Genomic DNA, 26,467 nt, shown 5'->3' on the forward strand with positions numbered 1-26,467 from the left:
TTATTTTCTATGGTATTAACTATTTTTAAAACTTTTTTGTTAAATTTTGATTAATTATTTTTTTCTATTTTAAGAATATTATTTTTGATTTCTTCAATTTCTTCAATATCAGTTATTCTATTAAATAAGTGAAAAAGCATATAGTTTAATTCTTTTGGTTTATGAAAGTGTTTTTTAAAAAATATTATTGTTTCATCAATAGTTGCCATTAGCATTACTGCTTGTTTGGTGTTAATGCTATTATTTTGTAATGGTATACGAACAAGTGTTGGCAACTGACTAACAAACATGTAGTCTTCTAAAGATTTTTCTTTTTGTGTATAATAGAAAATTTGAAAAGCACTAATTTTAGCACCAATTGTTTTAATAGCATTTTTTACTGCTGTAACTTGTGAATTAAGCATATTTTTGATTAATAAGGTAATAAAGATGGTAATTGTTCCAATTGGTAAAATAATTGATAAAATTAAGTCTAAGTTAACATTAAACTTTTGAGCAAATATTGATTTTAATAAAGTATAACCATTTTGGAATAAAATAACAGATAAAAATAAAGCAAAGTTTGGTGTTTTTCATCATTTATGCATAATTAATATTTCTGTTTTAATTTTTAAAATATATCAAAAGAAATAAGAAGTTAATACCAAGATAATACCATAAATTAATACAATGATAGTTGTTAGAAAATTGAAAAAACTAAAAACAATAGCTAAATTAACTGTAAAACCTAGATACATTTTAATATCATAAATTGGATAATCATTTGCAAATTGAGTTGTTAAACCATATTTTCTTTGAAATGCTCGACGACGATAAAGTTTAATGATTATAATAATATAAAAAAGTAAAGCAATTAAAGCGATTAAAATTGTAATAAAGATATATGAATAAGCAGTATTAATACTATTTAAACGTTGTGTTCATGCACTTCCTCAGTCACTTATTGGTGCATCATCATGTTGAGTAAAAATAAATGACATTAATGAAAAATCAATTAATGGATAATAAATAGCCATTAATTTTTTATAGAAAGGAGTTTTGTCACTTTCTTGTTTTGCGTTAGCAATTTGTTCTAGTAGTTCTTTAACATTATTTTCTTTATCAATTCTTGTTCTTTCATTTAAAAATAAGACTAATGCAGTAATTAGTAATGTAATAAATATTATTCAAAAAAATAATAAAACAAAATATTGCCCTCCCAAAAAATTATGCGGTCGTAATTTTTTAAATTGAATTTTTTGTACTTCCAAAATTTATTCCCTCCCCCAAAAAAATATTTTTTAAAATCGCTTACTTAAATTATAGCACTAATTAAAAATTCACTTATTAATTGGTAAAATTTACTAATTGTTAAATTAAATTTAAAAGGAGAAAACATGAAAATTGAAATAGTTAATAATATTGAAATGTTAGAACCTGTTTAAAATCTTTTAGAGAATAGTATAAAATGATTATATATTTTAAAATAAGAGGTATATATGTGTAAAAATTATCCTAGTAATGTTAGCAAAGAGCAATTTGAAAATATAAAATCAATTTTAGAAAATACTAAAAAGAGAACTAAACCAAGAAGTTTAGATTTATATGAAGTATTTTGTGCAGTTTTATATGTATTAAAAAGTGGTTGCCAGTGAAGAATGTTACCAAAAAATTTTCCAAAATGACAAATTGTATATTATTATTTTCAAGCTTGAAGTAAAAATAATGATAAAGAACCTAGTGTATTACAATTAGTTTTAAAAAAAATTAGTCAAGGCATTTCGTATCAATAATGGTAGAAAAGAACAAACTAGTTTTTGTATAATTGATTCACAAAGTGTTAAAAATACAGATACTACTAAAAATAAAGGTTATGATGCTGGTAAAAAGATTTCAGGAATAAAGCGTCATATTGCTGTTGATTCTCAAGGTTTACCACGCCACTTAGCCCTTTTTACTAGACCATTAATTTAAAAAACCTGAATGTATTCTAAAAACAATTGTGTTATATAATTAACACTAATTTTAACCTGAAAGGATTTTTATTAATGGATAAAATTAAACAAATAGCATTAGTAATTAACAAATTAAATATCAAAGAAAAAATTAAAATTATTGATGATTGTAAAAATCAATATTCAATTAGAAACCTATGTCAATATCTTCAATTAAACAGATCAACATATTACTTTTTAAAAAATAAACAAAAACCTATTAAAAAAGAAGAAAATCATATTATTAAATGCAATCATAAATATCAAAAAATATGCCAACTTTTAATCGAATTTCATTCTACAAGAAAAGGCAGAATTTATGGATATTTAAGAATTTTTTCAGCTTTTAAAGAGTGATTAAAACAAGAAAAAAATATCATTTTAAATATAGAATTATCAATAAAACAAATGCGAAAAATTATGAAAGAACACAATATTCAAGGATTAAAACAAACTAAAAATAACTATCCTAAAAACAAAAAAAATCCAAATAAGTGAATACCTACAATGGATAAAGTAAACAAAGATTATAAAAGTACAACCTCTTCAAATCAAATTTGATCAATGGACACTAAACAAATAAATACTAAAGAAGGATGATTATATCTTTTTGTAATTATTGATTTTTATTCAAATAATGTTGTTAGTTATAATATTGCTCCTAATAAATCATATCAGGATTTAATTCTTCCTGCTCTTGAAAAAATCAACAAACAATTTTCTTGAAATCAAATAAAAAATGTTATTTTACATTCAGATAACGCCAACGAATTTTATTGTCACGATATCACAAAATGAGCAGAGGAAAAACAAATAATTTTAAGCAAAAAACAACCTTATGATATTGGTGGTAATGTATTATCTGAAAACTGATTTTCTCATTTATCTCAAGAATGACTACCTAAAGGATCAAATCAATATTTATCCATCAATGAAGCTATAAATGATGTAAATCAATATGTTATGTTTTATAATTATGAAAGAATACATTCTAAATTTCTAAAACCACCAATTTTACAAATTAAAATTTAGAATTTTATATCAAAAATGGTCCAGTAATTAAGGGCCAACCACCCACATGCAATTTACATAACCACAGCAGAAAAAACAGATCGTAATAGTGCTATAATAATGATTGAAAATGAAAAAGAGAATCTTTCTGCAGTTCAAAAAATACTAGTAGATGCTGGTTATACTGGTGAAAAATTTGCTTCTAAAATTAAAACAATTATAAATGCAAATGTTGAAGTTATAAAACGTAATGAATTACATTCTTTTGTAGTATTACCAAAAAGATGAGTTGTAGAACGAAGTTTTGCATGATTAGAAAAATGCAGAAGATTATGAAAAAATTGTGAAAAAAAATTAAATACTAGCTTACAAATGGTTGTTCTTGCCTTTATTTCAATTTTATTGAAAAGATTTTAAACAGGTTCTTAGAACAAGCATTTTTGATTAGAAAAAAAGTGGGAGCGTGTCGAAGATGTCGATAACTAAAAAGTTTTAAAAATAGCTCCTTTCTTTTTTTACCCTTGAATTAAAAATAAATGACAAAAGACGAGAATAAAAATCTTGTCTTTTTTTGTGTAATTGTAAAATTTTAAAATTTTTATTATTAACACTCTTTAAATATCTACTACACGCAGTGACCAAGTAGGAGAAAGTTAATAATTAATAATCTTCTTTAACGCTATTATCAACACGTGTTAGGGAACTAAAAAAGTGAACTACAACACAGTTGTTAAAAATAGTAGCTAGAACATGTGGACTTGCATGTATAAATAAAAAGTGGAGTGATACCTAATAAAATATACTAACCATTTAATGGTAATTCTTGGGGTGGGAGCGAATTGGAAACTAGTATATATAGACCTGTTGTAGGGACCTATTGTATTAATTCTATTCTTTATTTAACCAACCTTGCCACCCCCCAGTGAGCAAGTGTTGGTTTTATTTTTTATTTTTTTGAAAATTTTTTTGGGCGAGAAAATAAATTTCAAACTTTTAAAAAAAATTGAGCGGTGCCGGTTCAATTAAAATATTAATTTATTAAACATAAATTAAATAAATATTGAATCGAATGCCTCGATTTCTTTTTAAAATTTCACAATTTATTTTTGAGCCCAGTTTTCATGGAATGAATAAAACTAATAGTATTAATAATATAAAAATAAAAATATATGTTCTTTATGCTAGAAGCAACAGAACATATTAGAAAGAACTATTATGAAAAAGTATTTTTGTTGAACATGTAAACAGCATAAATTAGATTATTTATTCTTTAATACTAATGATATAAAAACAAGAAAATATTTTTTAAGAGATAAAAATAGTAAAGCGATTTGTTATGATTGTATTTTAAATATTAGGTTAAGTAGGAGGTATAAATATGGATAAAGAATATTTAACTAAAAGAGGAACGATTTGCATACCAGACAGTGATGATATTGAATTTAAAATAGGACTAATTAAACTGATTGATGATTTAAAAAAAGATAATTTAGTTTGTGGTCATAAAGAATTTATTGAAGAATGTAAATATTGTTGATGTAATTGTAATTTAGAAATTATTAAAACAGTTATTAGAGGTTAACTTAATTAATGCAATATGACTTAATTATTGGAATTGACCCCGCTGGAATTGGTAATAATGGAATTGTTATATATTCAAATGAAACTAATAATATTATTTTTAATGAAACATTCAATACATTAACTGTTTTATGAACTAAAAATATGTATAAAGAAAAATTTCAATTAATTAAAGAAAAATTTATTGATAAAAAAATATTAGTTATTGTAGAAAATTTCTTTTTAAATTCAAAACAATTACTAACTAATCCATTATCAACGCCTAAAATCATTGGTGCATTAATGGTATTAGTTCAAGATGTTTTCAACTGAGATTATCTAGAAAACCACCCAAAAAATAAAAATAAAATAACAAATTATAAAGGAAATATAAAATTAACAAAACATGAACAAGATGCTTATAAGCATATTCAATATTATTTAAAAAATCATAAAAAAATATTAATTTTTGATAATTATTTAAGGAAATTATAAACATGAAAGATAAAGCAAATTATGTCAAATTAACAGTAAAACTTAGTAACACTATTGAAGCAAAATATTACGAAAAAGGTAATAAGGAATTATATTATAGTGTTCGAGGTCAGTGAAATGGTTTAAACTATGTTACTTTAATTTTTAACAACCCAAAATTTTATAGACGCTGTATTTTATTAAACAAAAACGATGAAATTATAGTAACTGATCAAATTTTTAATACTTTAAATATTCCTAAAAATCGTGCATTTTGTTCAATTAATGTTAAATGATTTAAAAAATGAAAAGAGTAAAAAATGATATTATGAAAAATTTTATTAATAGTACCAATATTAATAACAAGCATAACACTAATAATATTTTTAATATTTATTATTAAAGAATTAAAAAATGAATATAAAGTATTAAAAATATTAAATGAAATTGCTAATCAAATTGAAAATAAGGAGAAATAATATGAAATATGAAGATAAATGTTCTATGTGCAATAAAGTAAAAGAAAACTTTTTATCCAATACCTGTAATAGTTGTTGATTAGAATCAGTTAATAAATGAAATAGAAGAAGTTGAAGAAATTTAGGAGATATTGATAATGAATAAAGAAAAATTACTTAAATATATGAAAGATATAATTAAATGAACTAAAAAAATTAATTATACAAACTCTGATTTTGACAAAAATATTTTAAATTTATTAATTGAAAAAATAGAAAAAGGTGAATTTGACTAATGATAATATTACCTACTTTGTTTGAAAATAAAGATGAAATTGAAATATTATCACCATTTCCAAAAGCAATTCATACAAGTAATGATATTAGAGCAATTATTTTAAGACAATACCCAAATGTTAAATCCAAACACATAATTGTTTCGGACCCAGAAAGTAATGTTGCATTAATAGTTGGTGATAATGATGTTTATCAAGGTTGAATTAAAGTAACAATTAAAAAATTAGAAAATTAAAGGAGAATAAAATGCCAAATATAGAAAATCAATCAAATTATACTTTAATTAAATTAATTAGAACTGGAATAAGTCCAATTTGTGCAATGATTGGTACAAGTGCTTATTATGGTCAAGTAATTGTAAATCCAGTATTAGGTTCAATTAATAGTTTATTATTTGGTAAAAAATTAGGTTTAGATATTTGAAATTTAAATCAAAGACCAAATACTAAAACTAAATTAATTAATAGTTCTAAAAAAATATTATTAGGTTTAGGAACAATTGGATTAGCAAATTATAGTAAATGAAGTGAAAATAATATTACTCCTATTATTCCAACAACACCAACTCCAATAACTACTACAACTACAACTGAGGGTCCTCCATGATTATTATTAAATAAACAAGAACATCAGTCATTAATGGATTGAGATACTTATATTTCATTAAATGCTTATGGTATTTCAAATCTTATTAGTGGATTAACTGAGTTAATACCTAATAAATTTGAAGCGATAAGAAAGATTTGTAATATGGCTACTGGTGGATGTTTAATATCAAGTGGTGTTGCAATGGGTATTAATAATGATTTTAATAATGCTTATTCAGTACCTACCATAATTGCTGGTGCAAGTGAAATAATCCATAATTTACTACCTATGGAAACTACAAATCATATTCAAGAAATGCAAGAAACATCATTTAATGATGAAACTGCAAGATTAGTAAATGATAATAGATTCACAATTAATAGTGAAACAACTAGTCAATACGGTAGTGATAATATGAGCGAAGTAGCATTAAATCACGATAATGCTTCATTAAATTGAGATTATAATCACATGAGTTTATAAAGGAGGTGAATAATTTATGAATAAAGAAAAAATACTTGAATATTATAATAATGAAATAAAAACATATAACGAACAAATAGAAGAATTAGAAAGAAAACTATCTTTATTAGTAGAAGTTGTAAGTAATTCACAATCAATGATTGAAAGAATTAATGGTGGTCAATTTGATGAATAATTAAAAAATAAACAATTGAAAGGAAAATATTGAGATGAAAGAATTTTTACATGAATTAATAATTATTGGAACAAGTGTTGGAACATTAATTTGCAGAGAAATTATTGTTTTATTAAAAAGATTTATCACAACTCCAAAACATGTTAGAGCAAATAACAAAATTATCAAACATCAAAAAAAATTAGCAAAATTAAATGAAAAAATTAATAAAGAAAATAAATAATAAAGAGGTGATGTAAATGTTAGAAAATGAAAATAATGTTCAACAAACAACTGAACCTTTAACTGAAAACAATGCTTCTTCACAAGAAATAGAAAATAAAGTTAATGAAGCAGAAAATAAGTTAAATAAACTTAATCAAGAAATTAAAGAAAAAGAAATAATTAATATATTTAAAAAATATCAAGTTAAAACTGAATTTTATGATTTTTTAAAATTTAAAACTAATAATTTAGAAAATTCAAAAATTGAAGAAACTATTAAAAAAATTATTAAAGAACAACCAGTATTTAAAGAAATAATTAATACAGGTGGTAAACCACAAACAATACTAACAAATGAGCCAATTTCAATAAAAAGTACTTTATTGGATTATAAAAAGAAAAATAATTTATAACAGAAAGGAAATAAAAAAAATGTCAGTACCATTCAAACAAAATTTAGATAATACCGAAAAATTAGTAGAAGCACCAGAATTTATAGAATTTTTTAAACAATCAAATAGTCCATGGGCAAGTTTTTTTCCTATCGAAATGGTTAATTCAACAAGAATTGAATTTATAGTTAAAAAACCAAAAGACCCAAAAGTTAAAGTTCTTCAATGAAATGATAAGAGTAAAAGAATAGATGTCGGATATGCTGATACAGATAAAATTATTAAAGAAATTACAGAAGAAGCTGTTGCTGGCGAAACAATTGCAGCAAAAGATTTATTAGCAGAAAATGGACAAAATTTATTACAAAGTATGCAATATGAAGTTGCTAATGATTTAGCAGATTATTTAGCTAATAACAATACTAATGTAATTGCAAAATATGCAATTAAATTTATGATTGAAAAATCAACAGAACCAAAATCACAAGCAATTAAATATGTAGAAGCAATGTTGGGGGCATGAAATACATTATTTCAATATAGAAATATTGCAAATTGTAGATTCTTTATTACTAATGCTCTTTATGATAGTATAGTTTACTTGGCAGATAATAAAGGTTTAATTACTGATAATGAAATTGCACAACAATTAAGATTAAATGGTAATGATTTATATATTAAAGGTGTATTATGTCAAATTGTAATGGATGACTATATGACTTTTAAAAATGATAAAAATGATGATGAAATTATGTCATTTGTTTTAGCAACGCCAAGAGCAATGAAAAGATATATGTTGCAAGATACAATTATTTATGTTCAAGAAGTGGCAGATGGTAAAGTTGGAAGAATGTATTTAGTTGGTGGAGAAGTTACAGGTCAAGCAATACCTTATATTTCTAATAATGAAACAACATCACGTTGAATGGCATGTGGAATTATTAATACTGATAAAACTGATTTAAAAACTAAAATTACAAGTTTAACAACTGATATTACTGCAAATGTTAATAACAATAATAGTGAATTAAATACACAAATAAAAAGTACTAATGAACTTAAATCATTAAATCCTAATTTAACAAATCCAACTATTAAATATTTTAGTGATGCACAAGGAAAAACTAATGTAAGTAATCAAAAACAAAAAGCAGGTGACTTATACATAACTATTACTGCTAATGTTAATGACTTAAATTATAAAGGAACAACAAATCTGATTAAAATAACTCTTAAATAAAGGAAATTAATATCATGCCAATCGGTACAACTAGTACAGCAATACTTTTAAACATAAATAAACCAAAACATACTAGAATAAGTAAACAACAAGAAAATAAAAGTTTTTGATGAGAAATTTTAGAAATGATTGGTGTACAAGTTATAGCAGTAGCACTTGCTCCTTTTACTGGTGGATTAAGTGAAAGTGTAGCCCTTGGATTAGGTGCAAGTGATTTTATTGCAAGTACTATTAATTTTGGTATTTATGCTACAACTGATTTTACTATTAATCAAGTTTATGATTATTTAAAAGGAAATGTAACAAAATTAAATACTTTTTTAAATTTATTACCTGCATTTGCTGGACTTAATAAAATTAGTCGTGGTTATCGCACAACTAAATTTATTAAACTAGCACAAGAAACTAAAACATTAGAACAAGTTGGTATTAAAGAAGCAAAAAATTTACAAGAAATTATTAGTCAAGTAAGTGGAAAAGAAATTTTAACAGATAAAATTATTGGTAATAAACGTTATTTAATGAATTATAGTTTTACTCCTAATCGTGAAACAGTATTACGAGATTTAGGTTATGTTGCTGAAAGAGAATATAAAAATAATTTTCAAAAATTAGAAATAAAAAAGTTAAAAGAACACTTATTATTACAAAATACATTAATAAAATTAAGTCCACAATTAACTCCTAAATTTAAAATTAAAGATATTGAAAAAGCAAATAACTTTTTTAAAAAATTTAATACTGATTTAAAAAAAGTACTATCTATGAACCAACATGATTGATTAAATTTAGTTCATACAATACATTCAGAAAGTAGATATGGAAAAACTTTAATTTTAGATTTACAAAAAATTCGTGCTAATTCTATTAAATTTAATTTTAAAAATAATGTTATTCATCAACTTGTTTTAAAAGCAAATCAAAGTTTTAAATATTTTGATATTAGATTTTACTTAAAAAAAGGTTTTAATAAATTTTGAAAAGAAACACCATATTTTGAAAAATTACGAGAAAGTATATATAAATTACAAGAAAAATTTGAAAAATTAGAAAAACAAGCATTTGAAAAAATTAATAAATTAAAAGAAAAAGCAACAGATTTATTTACTAGTGCAGAGAAAAAAGCAATTAAACATGCACAATTAATTCCATTAAATTCCCCAGTATTTATGGGTTGTAAAATTCAACCTTTGTCATTAGATAAAAGTGCAATTACTATTTATCATCGCAATCCTAAATATAAACCAATTACAGTTGTTGATAGTATTCTTAAAGCAAAAACTTTTGTTACTCAAATACATCCATTCCATTGATATCGTTGATATAGTGGTTGATACATTGGTTATGGTGTTAATCGTAATAAATGATTAAAAGCAATAGCATTTGCTCCACCAGTTTTACAACAAGTAATTAGAGATAGTTTTAAAGTATATAGAGAAATATTTAGAATAATAAGAACTTATCATAAAGTAGTAAATGTTATTAATAATCCTATTGAAAATATTAACAAATCATTTAAAAATGTTGGTTTAAAGTTTTCAGTTAATACTTTATTTGGTACTGGATTATTACATCATTTAGAAAAGTTTGCATATAGTCAAGTTGTAACAAAAAGTAAGAAAAAATTAAAAAAAAGTAAAAATAAAATACAAAAAGAAATTGAGCATATAACACATAAAAAAACAAAAAAACATACTCATCATTATAAACAAGCATTTTTTAAGGAATGATAAATTATGATTAATAAACTTTGAACTGATGTCAGTCTTGAAAATTATAATAACTGATATCCATTAACTGGAAAAATTACAGAAACTCCACAGCAATATATACAAACATGATCTAATGTTAATGATTGATTTAAAACTTTTGCTATTCGTGCTCAAAATGATATTAATGCTTATCTTGATTTTATTTTATCTAAATTTCCTTTCGATAGTTTTAAAGATGAATTAATTAAAGAAACATTAAGAGATATGGTTTATGTTATGGTTGAACATTGAGTATTTAATCGTACACCAATTGAATTTAATGTTGATGCTACTATTCAATTTAATAATGGTACTCAATTTAGTGCAAATAGTACTCCTACAATTAATGTTTGAGATTTAGCACCTAGTAGAATGAAAATATGAGCAAGATTAACAGAATTAAAACAAATATTTTCAAGTTATAATGATGATGAAATAGATGTTGAAAAAATTGACTTAAAAGCATTTTATACTAGAAATCAAGTTGATGAATTAATTCAACAACAAAAAGAATTTACATTATCAAAACAAATTAAATTATATGATGATTTAGTTGATGATAATGAAAATGAAATATATAGAGGTCCTGTTAGTAAATTTATTAATAAAGGTTATGTTGCAACAGATTATGACCCAAAAACTGAAACAATGATTTTAGATTGACCTGATGAAATTGGTACATTACCACCCGAAGCATTACAAAATAATCCACAAATTGGTGATTATACGCATGCACCAACTTGTGATTTTTCTGCTAAACAACAAAAACGAATTACTACAAATGAAAATGAAATTACCAAATTAAATACTGAATTAATTAAAGCAAATGAAAATATTAATGATGTTAAAAATAATTGATTTAATATTGAAACTAGTCCTTTATGAAAAAAAATGAATTCTTTTATCCCTAGTAATCAATTTGGTAAAACATATTTAGCAATATGAGGTTACATTTATCAATCTTCTAGTGATCCTACTGATAATTATATATATGGGGATAAAAAAACTATATTTAATCTACGTGGTGAAATTCAAAGAACAACACAAAAAACTATTAAATTAGATGAGTTAAATGTAAATGATAATGTAAAAATACAATTATTATTTACTAAGAAAGGAAATGATATTACTGTTGTCTCTAATAATGATAATTACACATCTGCTTCTATTCTTTTATATCAATATATTGGAAAAGGAACACCAACTGAATTTATAGCAGAAGAAGGTACTGAACGTGATTATTATACAAAAATAGAAACTAATAATTTATTAGATAAAAAACAAAATAAATTAATTGCTGGTGAAAATATTACTATTGATAAAAATAATAAAATTAGTGCTATTGGTGGTTCTACTGATTTATCTGATTATTATAAAAAAGAAGAAGTAGATAAAAAAATAGAAGATAAAATGGATAAAGACCAATTTCAATATGCTTTTGGTATCAATACTATTGGTACTAAAATTCCTAGTTTAGAAACTACTAATAAAACAGTTGTTGGTGCTATTAATGAAAATAAAACTAATATTGATAAAAAACAAGATAAAGAAAATTGAAAAATAATAGGTAAAAGTCTTGATAATCGTACATGAGAAGATTTTGCTCTTAGTTTTAATAAATATTATAGAGTATTTATAACATGAGATAAACCACCTTTTAATCAAACAAGTGTAAAACTAAAAATAGAATTTAAATCTAGTTCTACTCATATAGGTGGAGATTATATGCTTGTTAAAGGTAAAATTGATAATGAAGATGCTTCATTAATTATTAAATTAGGAACTGTTAATAGAAAAAGTCAATTAATTATTATTGGAGGAAATAAACAATATGGAAATATATTTTCATTAGAAGAATTACAAGATACTATTAAAATAGATATTACACCAAAATTAAAAATTAATTCAAGAAGTTTAGAAACTAATGAAATTGAAGAAAATATTTGAGATATTGAATTAAAAGATATTCCTCCAACACCAAGTCCAAGTGGTTCAAATTGAAAAGAAGTAGGAACAAGAGAAAAAAATAAATGAGATAATTGACAAATTACTTATAATTTTATAGTTAATAAACGATACAGAGTTTATTATTCTTGAAATATATATAATCCAGTTTTTGCAATTCAAGAATTTATTATAACTGATAATAAAATAGCAGGTGTAGAAATAGAAGTCTTTAACAATAATAGTAATGTATTAGTTTTATCAGTTAATCATGCAAAATTTATTACTATTTATTCTTTAAAAGGTAATGATAAAGGAAATACATGAAAATTAGAAGAATTACAGGAATAAGATTATGTTTTTTAAAATTATAAAAATTATTTTAGGTTTAATTGGAGTTTTATTATCTTCAGCTGTTGCTGGCTTAATAATATTTATTATTGTAAAAATTGTATTAAAAATTAATCAAATATTTTAAAAAAAGGTGGTGAATATTATGTTAAGTCTATTTAAAAGAAAAGAAAAAAGTAATATTAGTGATAATCAAAATGAAAAAGTAAAATTTTTAACTAATAAAAATAAAAGTACACATGCTTCAATTTTAAATTATTTTGGTTTTAATGATTTTAATCATGAAACTTATTTTACTGATTTTGTAGCAGAAAATAATGCTAATTTATATAATGCTCCATTAGACATTAATAATGAAACTATTAAACAATATTTAATTCAACAAGAATTTTATAGAAAAAATTGAAATTCAATTTTTAAATTAAGTAAATTAGGAATTAGTGCTTATTTAATTTATATTGCTAATGATGACTTATATTTTCAAGTAGTAGATATACAACAAAGAGTTTATGACATTACTGGTAAATTAATTCAATGTACTATTTTTTATGACAGTTATCAACAAAATGCACAAACTGTAAGATTATTTGAAATTTATACACTAAATAATGAACAAGTAATAATTAACCGTGCAATTTATAGTATTAATGATAGTAAAAACCAATTTCCATTAGATTTTAACTCATTTATTAATAATCCTAATCTATTACAAGAACAAACACTAAATATTAATTATATACCAATAGCAATTATGCGAAATAAAGCAAATGAATTAGCAGATTGTGATAAAGTAATGGATAAAATTAAAGCATTAGATGTTATTTATGAACAAATTGTTTTAGATACCATTTTAAATTCACCTAAATTTATATTTAGTCAAACTTATGGTAATGTTCAATCAGCATTAGAAGAAGCAGTAAGAACTTTGGTTACTAAAAACTACATATTTAAAAGTGGCGGAGATAATAATGAACAAAATGAAAATATCAATATGACAAATAGCAATTTTAAAGGTAAAAATTTAACTGATATATACGATTGAAATGTTAATGAAATATTTAAACGTTGTGGTATTCATATACCAAGTCAAAAGAAATCTGCACAACAATCAGTTCCCGAAAGTACAGCAGTAAATATTTCAACTATTAATTATATTGAACAAAAATTATGACAATTTAACATTGATATTCTTAAATTTATTCAAATATTAGTACATTTAGATAAAGACTTATTAAATAGTAAAACATTTAATATTAATGATGAACAAGAAATTAATAATTTAACAGTTAAATTAAAATTATTTAATCCCGAAAATAACCAATTAATAGGAGAGAACAATGGAAAACAACAACAAACCACAAACGAAGTTTCCACAGAAACAGAAACAAACTAAACTTAATCAAGCAGAAGTAGAAAATGATTATTTAATTGATAATATTCCTTATGACTTTACTAATATGATGGGTGCTACTAGTGACCCAGATATTAATAGAGCATACGATGAATTTAAAAAAAGAACAATTTATATTTATGAAATTGAACGTTTATTTAAAAATAATGAAAATAATAGTTTAAGATTTTCAGCAAATACTATTAAACTAGGTTTTATTGATATTGATAAAGTATTAAAAACCACTGCTGTTGAAACATCTGACTTTACTATGCAATTAAATCAAAGAGCAAGTACAAATATTAATGATAATACAATTGAATATAGTATGACTGATATTAAAAATTTAATATTTCAAGAAATAAATTTATTAAATCAATTTAAGTTATATGCAGTTAGTATAAATGAACCATTAACTGAAAATAATATTGATAATTTATATATCATTAATAATTATTCACAACCTTATCAAAATCCAAAAACAAGAAGTACTAAAAATATTACTATTATTAAAATTAAAGATTTTAAAACAAGAGATGGTTATCCAATCATTATTAAATTACAAAAACCATTAGATAAAGATACAAAAGTTACTGGTTTAAAAATTAAAGCCCCTAGAAGCATGATTTTCGGCAATATAAAGGTACTTGGTGAAGTTGACAATATGGAAGTATACCCAAAGTTATTTGTCAAAGATAAGATAGCATTTCCGCTATTATCAATGCCTATTGAAACTCAACCAAAAGTTAGAATTTTACAACAATGATTTAGTGAACAAATATTACCTTGAAATTTAGCAAAACAATTTATAGGACAAGAAAAATCAGTTTTAGATTTAATTGCTATTAGTGAGGGTAAAGAAACAAGAAAAGAAATTATAAAAAACGCAAGAGTTACACATGCTTGATTAGGATATGAGTTTAGTAATGTTTTAGGTGGTAAATGACCATTAAAAAGCCAAAAAGAATTAAAGGATAAAGAAGTTTGAGATTTTGTAGGTGAAAGTCAATTTTATCAATATGTTGCAACTAATAATAAATTTGATGACATTGAAATAGAAATTAAAGATGCACCAACTATTGATAGTTTACAACAACTATTATTAGATATGCTAAATTATACATATAACTATAATAGAAATTTTGAAGGTGCTACATATGATGATAAAAATGGTAAACCATTAAATGATATTGCTAAATTACGTGCAAAATTTGAAGGACAAAAACCTGATGAAGTAATTATGAATTTATTTAAACAATGAGAATTAGATTATCCAAATTATGTAAATTTACCACAAATGCAAATATTTAAGCAAGTATTTATAATGTTATCAAAATATATTTATTCATCATTAGCAATTAATAAAGGTTTAAATGATGATAATAAAATTCTGTTACCCTATTATTTTGAATTAAAATCGAGTCCAATACATCCTAATGAAAATAAAATTTGAAAATATAAAGATGTAAAAGTTATATTAAAATCTCAATATTTTGATTTTACAGATATTAATAATATTAAATTAAAAAATAATGATATTAGTCAAAATAAATTATTTAAACTAGATGATAATCAATTTAACTGATTATCTATAACTAATGAATTAGAAAGTAATAATATTCCATCATTAATCCCAGCAGATTGAACATTAGCAAATGGTGAATATGGTAAGTATTTTACAAGAGCAATTATTAGTAATAATAAAATTGAAAATGCTTTAAATTTATATGGTTCAAATAAATCACAATTATTTTCTAAACTGGAATTTTATAAAGAAATTTTAAAAATTGATAATAATAGTGAATTTGAATTACAAATAGAAAATCCTATTAATAACTTAAATAGGATTGAAATTAGTGGAATATTTGGTGCTGGTAATTATGACTTAATTTTAATAACTGATAAACAAGAAATAAGTTTAAATAATATTAATTTATTTGATAAATATAATGAAAATATTTCTTATATAAATCTAGAAATTTAATTATTTAATAAAATATCCATCAGGATATCTACCATCTCATTTTATATCTGTGCTATAGTATCAATTTTGATAAGATGTATCAAATTGTCTAGTTTTTGGTTTATCTGCAAAATATAACTCAAATTTATAATCTTTTTTTAAAGTATCATTAGGATTAGTTGTCCAAATAGTTTGAACACCTCATTCAACTTGTTTATGTGGAGTTAAAAAATACTTAACTCCACTAACATTATGGGTAAGCAGCCCCCCCATGATTAAACCAATTGTTCCCGTTGTAGCACCAGTTAGTGCTAATGCTAATGTTATTTTACTTAAATTTGTTTTTATTCATGTTTTCATATTAAATTACTCCTTTTTTCCTTGATTTTACTTATAAATTGTACTATTTTTGATTATTTTTACAAGTATGCTTTTAAATGCAAAATAACGCCTAAATTAAAGGCCTTTATTTTATGAGACCTATACTATTAATTATATTGAAATTGTTTATTATATAGCAAATGTGAAGATACTTTTTTTCACAGTAGCATTATTTTTACCCCTAATTACATTTTTGTATGGATATACTGCATAAAACAAAGCATCATATGGGTCTTGATACATACTCTTGTCAGGAATGTTAGTTTTTGTTTCATCATAACGCAATTCTTCTAAACATTGAGTAGTTTTTGGTAAATCATCTTTATTTGCATAAAAGTTTCCATAACTCATAATATTTCTCATTCATACTACTCTATTAGTTAATCCGGCTTCTTGATTTAAATTTGAAGCATGTTTAATAGCAGTTTGTGTTATTAGAATAGTATTATGTTCATCTATTAATTTTTGATTTAATCAATCCATGGCTGTTCTTGCTTTATCATCATAAAAATAAATTGTTTGGTCAAAATTTTCAAAATTATCGATTAATCCTAAAATTTCATTAACATAAGCATTAATTTTTTCATTTTCATTTATAAAGTCATTTGGAGTAACTACTAATTCACAAATAATATAAGCATCATAATAACCAGTATTATTATATTCTTTAAATCCAACTACTATAAATACAGTATGGTCTTTTGGTCCCGTAGCTCAATCAATACCAACACTATAAAAATCAAATTTATACATATCTTTTTCTTGATTATAAAATTGTTTTAAATCGTATAATTGTCAATATTTTACAGTTTTTTGAAATGGAAAAATTGTTGCATCACTATCTAAAAATTCAAAACCATAAAAAACAGTATTAAATTCATCAGGATTACTTTTTTTCATTTCTAATAATGTTCTTTTTTGAATGTCTGGTAATCTATTTCAAAATGGTTGAATAGTAAATCTTAAAACAAATAAACCTAAACCACTAAACATATCTTTATTTTCATAATAAACTTTACCAACTTTTTTAAGATTTTTCATGACTTCATCATTTAATGGTAAAAATGGTGTACAGTATTTTAAATAAAATGGATGATATTTATCATAAGGATTACATGTAAAAGTAATGAAAAAACTTTTATAAAAATAACGAGTAATCAATTTTCCAAAAGTAGGACTATATATATTATTATCAATAAAAGTTCAACTTCATTCTTTAATAGGTTCTTTGGATACTTTAATACGATTACTTCTAAACATAGAGTTTTGTAAACGTTCATATCGATATGTTAATTGCTTTTCTGTTAACGTTTCTTTTTCTTCTGCCATGATTATTTCATCTGTTCTTGAACCTAAAAAACTTGACCCACCCGCTTCTTTTCCAAAAATTTTATTACCATTAGCATAACCAATAAAGTCAATTTGTTGATTATTAGGAAAAATAATACAACCACCATCCTTAGTAATTTTTCATTTAATTCCATGTGGATTATTAGGTAGTAAATTAATATTATATGTATCTAATAAAACTTGACAAACATTCATTAAAGCACCAATTGTAGTTTCACTATGAGTATTTTCATATCTTCTTACTTCTTGAACACTACTATCACTAAAATTACAACATATAAATAAATCAAATGCTAAGCAATTTCAAGTTTTTCTTGTTCCACGTGCTGTTGGTATAAAACGATAAAAACAATTAGTAGTAAAATATTCGGCTCATTCATCACCAACAAATTTTTTAAAAATATCTCAACTAAAATCATAATTATTATCACTAAAATTAAGATTATATTTTTTATTTAATTGTGCATAACTAGTGATAAAAGCCATATTTACTCCTTATTAACATATATAAGTTAAAATTAAATTATTTAAAAGAAAGGAACATTAAAAATGTTAACACTACCATTCCCTAATCATTTTGATTGAGACAAACACTATTTTAATCAAGATGAATTAAATTTACAACAAACAGAAGAATTATTTAAAAAAATAGATGATTATTTATGAAATACATGTAATAAATCTTTATATAAATCATATAGATTTAGAAAAAGAAAATTAAAAACAAAAAAAGGTTTATTAAATTATAAACGACGTATTTGTACATATTATAACCCAAAAACACAAAAAAAGGAATTTGTTTCATTATTAGATATATATCTTGGTGTTAAAAAGTATAGTAAATTAGCACCAGATGTTATTAAACAAATTTTAAAATATTTTGCTGATGGTAAAAAATACCGTGATGTTTGTGATACTTTTATTGAAGATTTAATAGGTACTAGTACAGTTTGTAGAAGATATCAAAAATTTGAATTACCAAAAGCAAATATTCCCAAAATACCATTACAACCAAATCAAAATTTATATGTAAATATTGATGATGGTCATCGAAAATTTAAGTTTAATGAAAAACACAATACTAAAAATTGTAAAAAATGTTCGATGAGATTAATAGTAATGTGTACTGGTAAAAAGAAAAATGGAAAATTAATTAATAAAAGAGCTGTATGTAAAATAAGAGTTTCAAAAACAGAAATTGGTGCTGAAAAAACCGCAAAATTAATAGAAAAATATGGTAATTTATTTTTTGAAAACTTTTACCAAGCAAATTTAATAGTTTGTGGAGACAGTGCAAAATGAATTAGAAAAACTGCTACAATTTTAAATGCCAAATTTATTTTAGATAAATTTCATGCTTTTCATGTTTTATTTCTTGGTATCATGGCTGGAAGAAGAAAAAATCAAATTGCTAAATTACACTATCAAAATGCAATAAATTTATTTGCCAAAGGTGAATATTATGAATTAATTGATTTTTTACAATCATTAACTTTACAATATAAAAAATTAAAAGTTGGTTATTTTATTAATGCAAAAGATGGTGTATTAAACCAAGCATTAGTTGAAAACATTGGTTGCTTTACTGAAACTAATATTAAACAAATTTTAAAGCATATGATTGGTGATAGAACTTATAACATTGATATGTATACAAAAATGGTTAATTTTAAATGCTATCAAATAAACACAGCAGTATAATTATTATAAAATAAAAATCCCTAATTAAGGGATTTGCCTAAGAGACCACGTACTTTACATACGCTTAGTAATCATAACGGTATACGGTTTATCTTAAAGGACTTTATTACATTATAACATATTAAAAACTTATTAAAGTAAACTTTAATAAGAATTTTTGACTTATAAAAGTAAGTATTATTATTGACTAATATTTTTCAAGTGTTAAGATTAACATACAATTGCATATTGAAGTCAAAATTATTCTCGTCTAACTTTATAATTTTAAGACAAATTTGAATATTATTGACAACATCGGTACGCTCCCAAAAAAGTTTTTGTTAATGAGCAAAAGGTTCCTTTTGAAGAAGAAATTGATCAATTTGAAGATGTATCGATTCACTTTTTAGTTTTTGATGATCATAATAAACCAATAGCTACTAGTAGAATGCGAAAAGTTGAAGATATTGTAAAGATTGAAAGAGTGTGTATATTGCAAGAATATCGTAAATTGGGTATTGGTAAAAAATTAATGGAATTTATGGAAAAAGTTGCAATTAAAAATCAATTTAAAGTTATATCTCTTTATGCCCAAATTCAAGCACTAAATTTTTATAAAAATTTGGGTTATAAAGTTTGTTCTGAAATATTTTTGGACGCTGGTATTAAACATTGTAAAATGGAGAAAAAAATATATAATGAAGGTAAATTTTAAAAAATAATATTTTAAATACATTGTTTTTAAAAAACAATGAAAGGAAAAGAATATGTTTGAGTGAGTTAGAGAAATATTTGGAATAAATATAAATATTAATAACAAAGAAGCAAAAATGATAGATGCTATTAAAAATAAAAAGTTAGATGTAGTTAATAAAATATTAAAATATGATATTAATATTGATTATATTGATAGAACTGGTTATACGCCTTTAATGTGGGCCGCTGAAAAAGGTTATCTAGAAATAGTTAATGTTTTATTAGAACATAATGCTAATATTAATTACATATCTGTAAATGGTAATACTGCTTTAATCTTAGCTGCTAAAAAAAAAATATACAAAAATAGTTAATCTGTTATTAGAACATAATGCTAATGTTAGTTGTGAGGATCAATTTGGTAATACTGCTTTAATTTTAAGTACTGAAAATGGAAATTTGGAAATAGTTAAAACTTTATTAACACTTAATGTTAATGTTAATCATGAAAATCGATATGGCGAAACTGCTTTGTTAGTGGCTGCTAAAAATGGATATACAGAAATAGTTAATGATTTACTAGCAAATGGCGCTAATATTAATCATGTCTCTATAAATGGTAATACTGCTTTAATATTAGCAATTAAATCTAATTATTTAGAAATAGCTAATGCCTTATTAACAAATTATCCTAATGTTAATAGAAAAAATATGTTTGGTTATACGCCTTTAATGTGGGCTGCGAGGAATGGTCATTTAGAAATAGTCAGAACTTTATTAGAATTGGGAGCTAATGTTAATTGTATAAATGAAAATGGTCATACGCCTTTAATGTGGGCTGCGAGGAATGGTCATTTAGAAGTAGTTAATTTGTTATTAAATAAAGGTGCAAATGTTTATTCTATAACAAAAATTTGTGGTTATACTGCTTTAATTGCTGCAGCTGGTAGAGGTCATTTAGATGTAGTTAATACTTTAATCAAAAATGGCGCTAATGTTAATCATGTAACTATTGATGGTTTGAGTGCTTTAATGTGAGCTGCTGAAAAAGGTCATTTAGAAATAGTTAATACTTTAATCAAAAATGGCGCTAATGTTAATCATGAAAATATAATTGAAGAAACCGCTTTAATTGTTGCTGCTAAAAATGGACATTTGGATATAGTTAAAACTTTATTAATAAATAGTGCAAATGTTAATTTTATAAACGAAAAAGGTTGCAATGCTTTAATATGAGCTGCTAAAAATGGACATTTGGATATAGTTAAAACTTTATTAGCACATAATGCTAATATTGATGATGTAGATGTAAATGGCAATACTGCTTTATTATTTGCAACCAAATATAATCATTGACAGATAAAAAAGATAATTATTGAAGTAAATAGTTTAAAAAGAGAAAATTTATTAAATGTTAAAAAAATGATAAATAAAATGAATATTATTTTTATTAAAAATAAAGAAAGAATTTATTCAAAAAAAATAGAAAGAAAATTTATTAAAATATTGCAAAATTATGAAGATTATATTAATAAAAAAACCAAAAATATTGATGGACAACTAAATCTTTTTTTTAAAAAAGAATTTATTAATAGTCTAAAATTTGAAGAGGAAAATTATTCATTATTGCATATAGCAGTATTAAATGATTGACAAAAATTAGTAACTTATTTAGTAACAAAATGACCGGTTGATATTGATTATAAAGATAGTTCGGGGAATTCGGCATGAAATCATGCTTGTATGTTACTAAAAAAAGAAAATGCTTTAGCAATTAAATCAAAAGTTCAAATAAATGAAGAAGATAAAATATTTTTAGAAAAAAATATTGATTTATTATCAAGAAAAGAATCTTGTTTTATTAAACCTTTAAATAAAAAAGATAAAAATGCTAATAAAAATAGATTTAACATTATAAATTATTATTATGATGTAGATGAAGTTGCTATTGATGCTTTTGATTATTTTAAAAATAACATAAATTTAATTGAAGATGATAATACTTTTTTAACAATTAATAATAAACAAACTTTACAAATATAAAGGTAATTTTCATTTAATTATACAGATTAAATTTTAAGTAAACACTCAAATCATAATAAAATAATAATTAATGTAATATAACAAAAATTATATATAATAGGTATAGTAAAAAAGATTTAAAGATTGAGGAGAAAAATATGAATATTATAAAATCGGTATTAAGATTAATGTCGGCAGTTGCTTTAACTACAGTTAGCACAAGCTCAGTTATTGCATGTGATAATCAAGATTTCGAAGAAAATTTATTAAATGCAAAAGTTTCACAAGGTTTAAAATTGACTAATGCTACTGGTGAAGGATTATTAATGCCTACTATTAATATTGATGAAAATGATAAATCACAAGTAACTTGAAAAATCAATACAACTAATATTAAGGTAATAAATTTGATTAAAAATGATAAAAAAGCTAAAGATGAAGAAAGTTTTCAATTTTTAAAAATTTTTTAAATATTAAAATTGATAGTGGCACAAAATTAGAAGATGCTATTTTTAATGAAACAGAATTAAATAATGTAACTACTATTATTTCAAATATTAATGTTGATTTAAATACAGTAACACAGAAAAATGATTTTTATTTAAAAAACAGATTTTAATAGTAATTTTCAAAGTGAATTTAAAATAGGCCAATCAGTAAGTAAATTTCAAATTAAGAGTGATTTGACTTCAATGTTAGATAATTCTAAAGATAATGTTAAAACAATCTTTGGAATCCAAAAATTATTAAATAAAGGTTCACTAAAATTATTAGTAACAAAAAATGATAAATCAACAGGTAATTTTATAGCCACTGATAAAATTACAGTTAGATTTAAAATCGGTGAAGTTATGATTTTTGTAGGAGAAGAATTAATAATTAACCCTTAATAATAACATCATACTCAATGCTAATTATTTTAATAAAATATATCAAAAAAATAAAAAATAGTTTTAAAAACTATTTTTTATTTAATATAACAGGAATAATTAAAGGGTTTCTTCTTTTCTTTTTAAATATATAAGGTGCTAATGTTGATTTGATAGCATTTTTTATTGTGGCAAAAGTAGGTCTTTCGCTTTTTAATACTTCATTAATAGATTTTGTTAATAATGATATTGCTTCAGATACTAAAGGTGCTGCATCGCGAACATAGAAAGAACCGCGAGAAATAAACGTTGGTGGTGCTAATAATTTATTATTTTGTGAATCAATAGAAATAACAATTGCAATTAAACCATCTTTAGAAAGAATTTCTCTATCACGGATTACTGCAGCAGTTGTTACTCCTGACATATCTTTACCACCATCAACATAAATAGGATCAGCAGCAATGCGTTTATCACTTAAAGAACATTTACCATTATCCATAATAATTGGATCACCGTTAGCACAAATAAATATATTTTCTTCAGGGATTCCAATTGATACAGCTGTTTCTTTATGAACTTTTAACATTCTATAATCACCATGCATTGGCATAAAGTATGATGGTTTAATTAAATTTAACATTAGTTTTTGTTCTTCTTGTGAAGCATGACCAGAAGTATGTAATCAATTTAATGGTGAATTTTCTTCAACAATCGCACTAAGTCGTGTTAGTTTATTAACTACTCTTTCAACGTCAGCACGGTTACCAGGAATTGCCGATGAAGAGAATATTACTGTATCACCGGGTATAATTTTTATTTGACGATGTTCGCGATTAGCAATTCTTGATAATGCTGCCATTGGTTCACCTTGGGAACCCGTACAAATAATAACAATTTGATTATTATCATATTTTTTAGCTTCTTCTGCTTTAATAAATGAACTATCGCGAACTTTTAAATGTCCCATTTGACGAATAACATTAACTATTCTTTCTAAACTTCTTCCAACAACAATAACTTTTCTATTATGTTTTGTTGCAACTTCAATAATTTGTTGTAAACGGTGTACATTAGAAGCAAAAGTAGAAATTAAAATTCTGCCCTTCGCTTTAGCAAATATTTCACTAATTCTTTTAACAACAAGCATTTCTGTCATTGTATAACCGGGTACTTCAGCATTGGTTGAATCTGCTAAAAATAATGTTACTCCTTTTTGACCCATTTGTGCCATTTTATCAATATCTGCTTTATGACCTAAAGGTGTTCAATCGAATTTATAATCACCTGTTGTTACAACAGTTCCATTTGAATTTTCTACACAAATTCCATATGCATCAGGAATTGAATGATTAACAGCAAAGAAACTAATAATAAATCTGTTAGTTTTAATTTTACTATTACCATCAACAATATTTATTTTTATTTTTGATTTTATCCCTTTGTCTTTAATTTTATGACGAATTAAAGCTGCTGCTAAATTAGGAGCGTAGATAGCCGGAATATCACTAATTTCTTTTAATAAGTATGGTATACCACCAATATGATCTTCATGACCATGAGTAATAAATATTCCTTTAATTTTATGTTTATTTTCTTTTAGGTAGCTATAATCAGGAATTACTGCTTCAATTCCTGGCATAGAAGCATCAGCAAATTTTACTCCAGCATCAATAATAATAATTTCATTATCTTGTTCAATTACATAAGTATTTTTTCCAACTTCTTCTAGCCCACCAAGCGCAAAGATTTTCGTGACGAACTTTTTAACTGGTATAGTATTTTTTGTCGATGTATCACTCATATTTTTTCTCCTTCATTCATTAAAATTATAAGAAAATAACATAAAACATAACATAAAAAAATGTAATGAATTTAATCATGTTTTTACTTATTACTTATTTGGTATATTATATTTAACTATAATAAAACAATTTAAAAACTTAAGTTTATCATTCTACTTTATATCATAATCCATTTATCATCATTAAGTCAAGGATTATCCTTATTAATGTGATGATAAAAGAGTTTTCCTTCTAAATGGTCTTGCTCATGTTGAAAAACAATTGCTTCATAACCTCTAACAATTAAAGTTACTTTTTTCTTTTTTAAATAGTCATAACCTGTAACGTTGATTTTATAACTACGTGGAACTAAACCTTCATGAGGGTGATTAGTTACACTTAAACAACCTTCACCTTTTTTTAAATAAGCTATTTGTTCGCTTTTACCAATGATTTTTGGATTTATTAATGCATGTTCATAGTAAATAATCTTTTCATTTTTATCAGGAATTGGTAATAAAATATAATACATTTTTATATTTTCTCCAATTTGTGGTGCAGCAATACCAATAGCTTCGGTTAAAATGTTGTTAGCATTAAATTCTTTATCTTGTGATGCTTTTACTCAATCAATCATACGTTTCATAATATTTTCATCTTTAGGTGTTAAGGGTAAAATAACATCAGCACAAGGTTTTAATAAACTAGCTTTTGTATCTTCAGTAATTCAAGATGCTGATGGTACTTCGTTTTGTAATTTGTTTAACATTGCAGATCCTTTCATCAGTTTGTAATAAATAATAAATTAAACTAATTTGCTTTTATCAAATTTAATGATAAAGTTATTATAAACTAAATTTTGGAGAAAACATGAAAATTATTGCTGGAAAATTAAAAGGAAAAAAAATAATTACTTTAGATGGTTTATCAACACGGCCAACATTAAATCGAATTAAAGAAAATATTTTTAATATTATGTTAAATTATTGTAGTTTTGAAGATAAAATTGTTGTTGATTTATTTGCTGGAAGTGGTAATTTAATTCTTGAAAGTTTATCACGAGGGGCAAAATTTGCTTTTGCAAATGATATTAACAAAGCTGCTTGTAATATTATTAATCAAAATTGTTTTGCTTGTAATTTACAAGAACAAGTTAAATTAAGTAATTTGGATTATCAAATTTTTAGTAAAACACTAGTACAACAGTGTGATATTGTTTTTATTGATCCACCGTTTGTAAATATTACTTGTCAACAGTGAATTATTGATTTCTTTTATAAAAATAATTTACTTGCTAATAATGCTTTAATTGTTTTAGAAACAAATGTACCACTTGAAAATTTACAATTAAATTTCCATTTTAAAGTAGTATCTAATAAAAAATACGGTAAAATATATATTAAAATAATTCAATTTTATGAAAAGTAGAAA

At 23.4% G+C, this 26,467-nt stretch carries 27 protein-coding genes and 3 pseudogenes; 25 read left to right on the forward strand and 5 right to left on the reverse strand.

The window, feature by feature from the left end; all coding sequences use genetic code 4:
• Positions 1-50: 50 nt before the first annotated feature.
• Positions 51-1,250 (reverse strand): hypothetical protein, encoded by a 1,200-nt coding sequence (locus AAHM96_RS05525; RefSeq protein ID WP_281748107.1) that lies wholly within the window; start codon positions 1,248-1,250, stop codon positions 51-53.
• A 228-nt stretch (positions 1,251-1,478) separates the two neighbouring features.
• Here AAHM96_RS05525 and AAHM96_RS05530 point away from each other — a divergent pair.
• The 18 genes and pseudogenes from AAHM96_RS05530 to AAHM96_RS05615 form a co-directional block, all read left to right on the forward strand.
• Positions 1,479-1,938, forward strand: a pseudogene (locus tag AAHM96_RS05530) (IS5 family transposase); the annotation flags it as partial.
• Between the two features lie 89 nt (positions 1,939-2,027).
• Complete coding sequence (locus AAHM96_RS05535) at positions 2,028-3,005, forward strand: IS3 family transposase (RefSeq protein WP_342272898.1); 978 nt, start codon at positions 2,028-2,030, stop codon at positions 3,003-3,005.
• Positions 3,006-3,047: 42 nt separating this feature from the next.
• Positions 3,048-3,401: pseudogene (locus AAHM96_RS05540) on the forward strand (transposase); the annotation flags it as partial.
• 422 nt (positions 3,402-3,823) lie between these two features.
• Positions 3,824-4,018, forward strand: coding sequence for a hypothetical protein (locus AAHM96_RS05545; RefSeq protein WP_342272899.1), 195 nt, complete (start codon positions 3,824-3,826; stop codon positions 4,016-4,018).
• A 344-nt stretch (positions 4,019-4,362) separates the two neighbouring features.
• Positions 4,363-4,566, forward strand: coding sequence for a hypothetical protein (locus AAHM96_RS05550; protein WP_281748220.1), 204 nt, complete (start codon positions 4,363-4,365; stop codon positions 4,564-4,566).
• Between the two features lie 8 nt (positions 4,567-4,574).
• Complete coding sequence (locus AAHM96_RS05555; protein ID WP_342272900.1) at positions 4,575-5,039, forward strand: hypothetical protein; 465 nt, start codon at positions 4,575-4,577, stop codon at positions 5,037-5,039.
• Positions 5,040-5,041: 2 nt separating this feature from the next.
• Entirely contained in the window at positions 5,042-5,335 is a 294-nt protein-coding gene (locus AAHM96_RS05560) for a hypothetical protein (RefSeq protein ID WP_342272901.1), read from the forward strand.
• Positions 5,336-5,634: 299 nt separating this feature from the next.
• Entirely contained in the window at positions 5,635-5,772 is a 138-nt protein-coding gene (locus tag AAHM96_RS05565; RefSeq protein ID WP_281747958.1) for a hypothetical protein, read from the forward strand.
• On the forward strand, positions 5,772-6,008 hold the full coding sequence (locus AAHM96_RS05570) for a hypothetical protein (RefSeq protein ID WP_174480108.1): 237 nt from the start codon (positions 5,772-5,774) through the stop codon (positions 6,006-6,008). Before AAHM96_RS05565 ends, AAHM96_RS05570 begins: the two co-directional genes overlap by 1 nt.
• Before the next feature lie 11 nt (positions 6,009-6,019).
• On the forward strand, positions 6,020-6,844 hold the full coding sequence (locus AAHM96_RS05575; protein WP_342272902.1) for a hypothetical protein: 825 nt from the start codon (positions 6,020-6,022) through the stop codon (positions 6,842-6,844).
• Between the two features lie 16 nt (positions 6,845-6,860).
• Entirely contained in the window at positions 6,861-7,019 is a 159-nt protein-coding gene (locus AAHM96_RS05580) for a hypothetical protein (RefSeq protein WP_338978877.1), read from the forward strand.
• A gap of 34 nt (positions 7,020-7,053) precedes the next feature.
• Positions 7,054-7,242, forward strand: coding sequence for a hypothetical protein (locus AAHM96_RS05585; RefSeq protein WP_174480113.1), 189 nt, complete (start codon positions 7,054-7,056; stop codon positions 7,240-7,242).
• Between the two features lie 16 nt (positions 7,243-7,258).
• The gene (locus AAHM96_RS05590; protein ID WP_342272903.1) at positions 7,259-7,636 is read left to right on the forward strand and encodes a hypothetical protein; all 378 of its coding nucleotides are present in this window, start codon (positions 7,259-7,261) and stop codon (positions 7,634-7,636) included.
• A gap of 19 nt (positions 7,637-7,655) precedes the next feature.
• Positions 7,656-8,855, forward strand: coding sequence for a hypothetical protein (locus AAHM96_RS05595; protein ID WP_342272904.1), 1,200 nt, complete (start codon positions 7,656-7,658; stop codon positions 8,853-8,855).
• A 14-nt stretch (positions 8,856-8,869) separates the two neighbouring features.
• On the forward strand, positions 8,870-10,588 hold the full coding sequence (locus tag AAHM96_RS05600) for a hypothetical protein (protein ID WP_342272905.1): 1,719 nt from the start codon (positions 8,870-8,872) through the stop codon (positions 10,586-10,588).
• Between the two features lie 3 nt (positions 10,589-10,591).
• Positions 10,592-12,901, forward strand: coding sequence for a hypothetical protein (locus AAHM96_RS05605; RefSeq protein ID WP_342272906.1), 2,310 nt, complete (start codon positions 10,592-10,594; stop codon positions 12,899-12,901).
• Positions 12,902-13,046: 145 nt separating this feature from the next.
• Entirely contained in the window at positions 13,047-14,294 is a 1,248-nt protein-coding gene (locus AAHM96_RS05610; RefSeq protein ID WP_342272907.1) for a hypothetical protein, read from the forward strand.
• Entirely contained in the window at positions 14,239-16,275 is a 2,037-nt protein-coding gene (locus tag AAHM96_RS05615) for a hypothetical protein (RefSeq protein ID WP_342272908.1), read from the forward strand. Before AAHM96_RS05610 ends, AAHM96_RS05615 begins: the two co-directional genes overlap by 56 nt.
• Here AAHM96_RS05615 and AAHM96_RS05620 read toward each other — a convergent pair whose 3' ends face one another.
• Positions 16,276-16,614: a hypothetical protein gene (locus tag AAHM96_RS05620; RefSeq protein ID WP_342272909.1), complete on the reverse strand. Its 339-nt coding sequence runs from the start codon at positions 16,612-16,614 to the stop codon at positions 16,276-16,278. It lies immediately after the preceding gene.
• A 150-nt stretch (positions 16,615-16,764) separates the two neighbouring features.
• Complete coding sequence (locus AAHM96_RS05625; protein ID WP_342272910.1) at positions 16,765-18,471, reverse strand: hypothetical protein; 1,707 nt, start codon at positions 18,469-18,471, stop codon at positions 16,765-16,767.
• A 63-nt stretch (positions 18,472-18,534) separates the two neighbouring features.
• Between AAHM96_RS05625 and AAHM96_RS05630 the strand changes: the two genes are divergently transcribed.
• From AAHM96_RS05630 to AAHM96_RS05655, 6 genes and pseudogenes are all read left to right on the forward strand, one after another.
• Positions 18,535-19,686 carry an Mbov_0401 family ICE element transposase-like protein gene (locus AAHM96_RS05630; protein WP_342272911.1) on the forward strand — a complete coding sequence of 384 codons (1,152 nt, stop codon included), beginning with the start codon at positions 18,535-18,537 and terminating at the stop codon, positions 19,684-19,686.
• 322 nt (positions 19,687-20,008) lie between these two features.
• Positions 20,009-20,380 (forward strand): annotated as a pseudogene (locus tag AAHM96_RS05635) (GNAT family N-acetyltransferase); the annotation flags it as partial.
• Positions 20,381-20,432: 52 nt separating this feature from the next.
• Positions 20,433-20,735, forward strand: a complete 303-nt coding sequence (locus tag AAHM96_RS05640; protein WP_342272912.1) for an ankyrin repeat domain-containing protein — start codon at positions 20,433-20,435, stop codon at positions 20,733-20,735.
• 7 nt (positions 20,736-20,742) lie between these two features.
• Positions 20,743-22,404, forward strand: a complete 1,662-nt coding sequence (locus AAHM96_RS05645; protein WP_342273732.1) for an ankyrin repeat domain-containing protein — start codon at positions 20,743-20,745, stop codon at positions 22,402-22,404.
• 137 nt (positions 22,405-22,541) lie between these two features.
• Positions 22,542-22,853, forward strand: a complete 312-nt coding sequence (locus AAHM96_RS05650; RefSeq protein WP_342272913.1) for a hypothetical protein — start codon at positions 22,542-22,544, stop codon at positions 22,851-22,853.
• Between the two features lie 222 nt (positions 22,854-23,075).
• Positions 23,076-23,273, forward strand: coding sequence for a hypothetical protein (locus tag AAHM96_RS05655; RefSeq protein ID WP_342272914.1), 198 nt, complete (start codon positions 23,076-23,078; stop codon positions 23,271-23,273).
• Positions 23,274-23,343: 70 nt separating this feature from the next.
• Here AAHM96_RS05655 and AAHM96_RS05660 read toward each other — a convergent pair whose 3' ends face one another.
• Together AAHM96_RS05660 and def are read right to left on the reverse strand one after the other, a co-directional pair.
• Positions 23,344-25,056: a ribonuclease J gene (locus AAHM96_RS05660; protein ID WP_342272915.1), complete on the reverse strand. Its 1,713-nt coding sequence runs from the start codon at positions 25,054-25,056 to the stop codon at positions 23,344-23,346.
• A 158-nt stretch (positions 25,057-25,214) separates the two neighbouring features.
• Complete coding sequence (gene def / locus AAHM96_RS05665) at positions 25,215-25,805, reverse strand: peptide deformylase (protein ID WP_342272916.1); 591 nt, start codon at positions 25,803-25,805, stop codon at positions 25,215-25,217.
• A 101-nt stretch (positions 25,806-25,906) separates the two neighbouring features.
• Here def and AAHM96_RS05670 point away from each other — a divergent pair, with 101 nt between their 5' ends.
• Positions 25,907-26,464 carry an RsmD family RNA methyltransferase gene (locus tag AAHM96_RS05670; protein ID WP_338976230.1) on the forward strand — a complete coding sequence of 186 codons (558 nt, stop codon included), beginning with the start codon at positions 25,907-25,909 and terminating at the stop codon, positions 26,462-26,464.
• Positions 26,465-26,467: the final 3 nt, after the last annotated feature.

It is taken from the genome of Spiroplasma endosymbiont of Acasis viretata, from assembly GCF_964031275.1.
GTDB lineage: Bacteria > Bacillota_I > Bacilli_A > Mycoplasmatales > VBWQ01 > Spiroplasma_E > Spiroplasma_E ixodetis_A.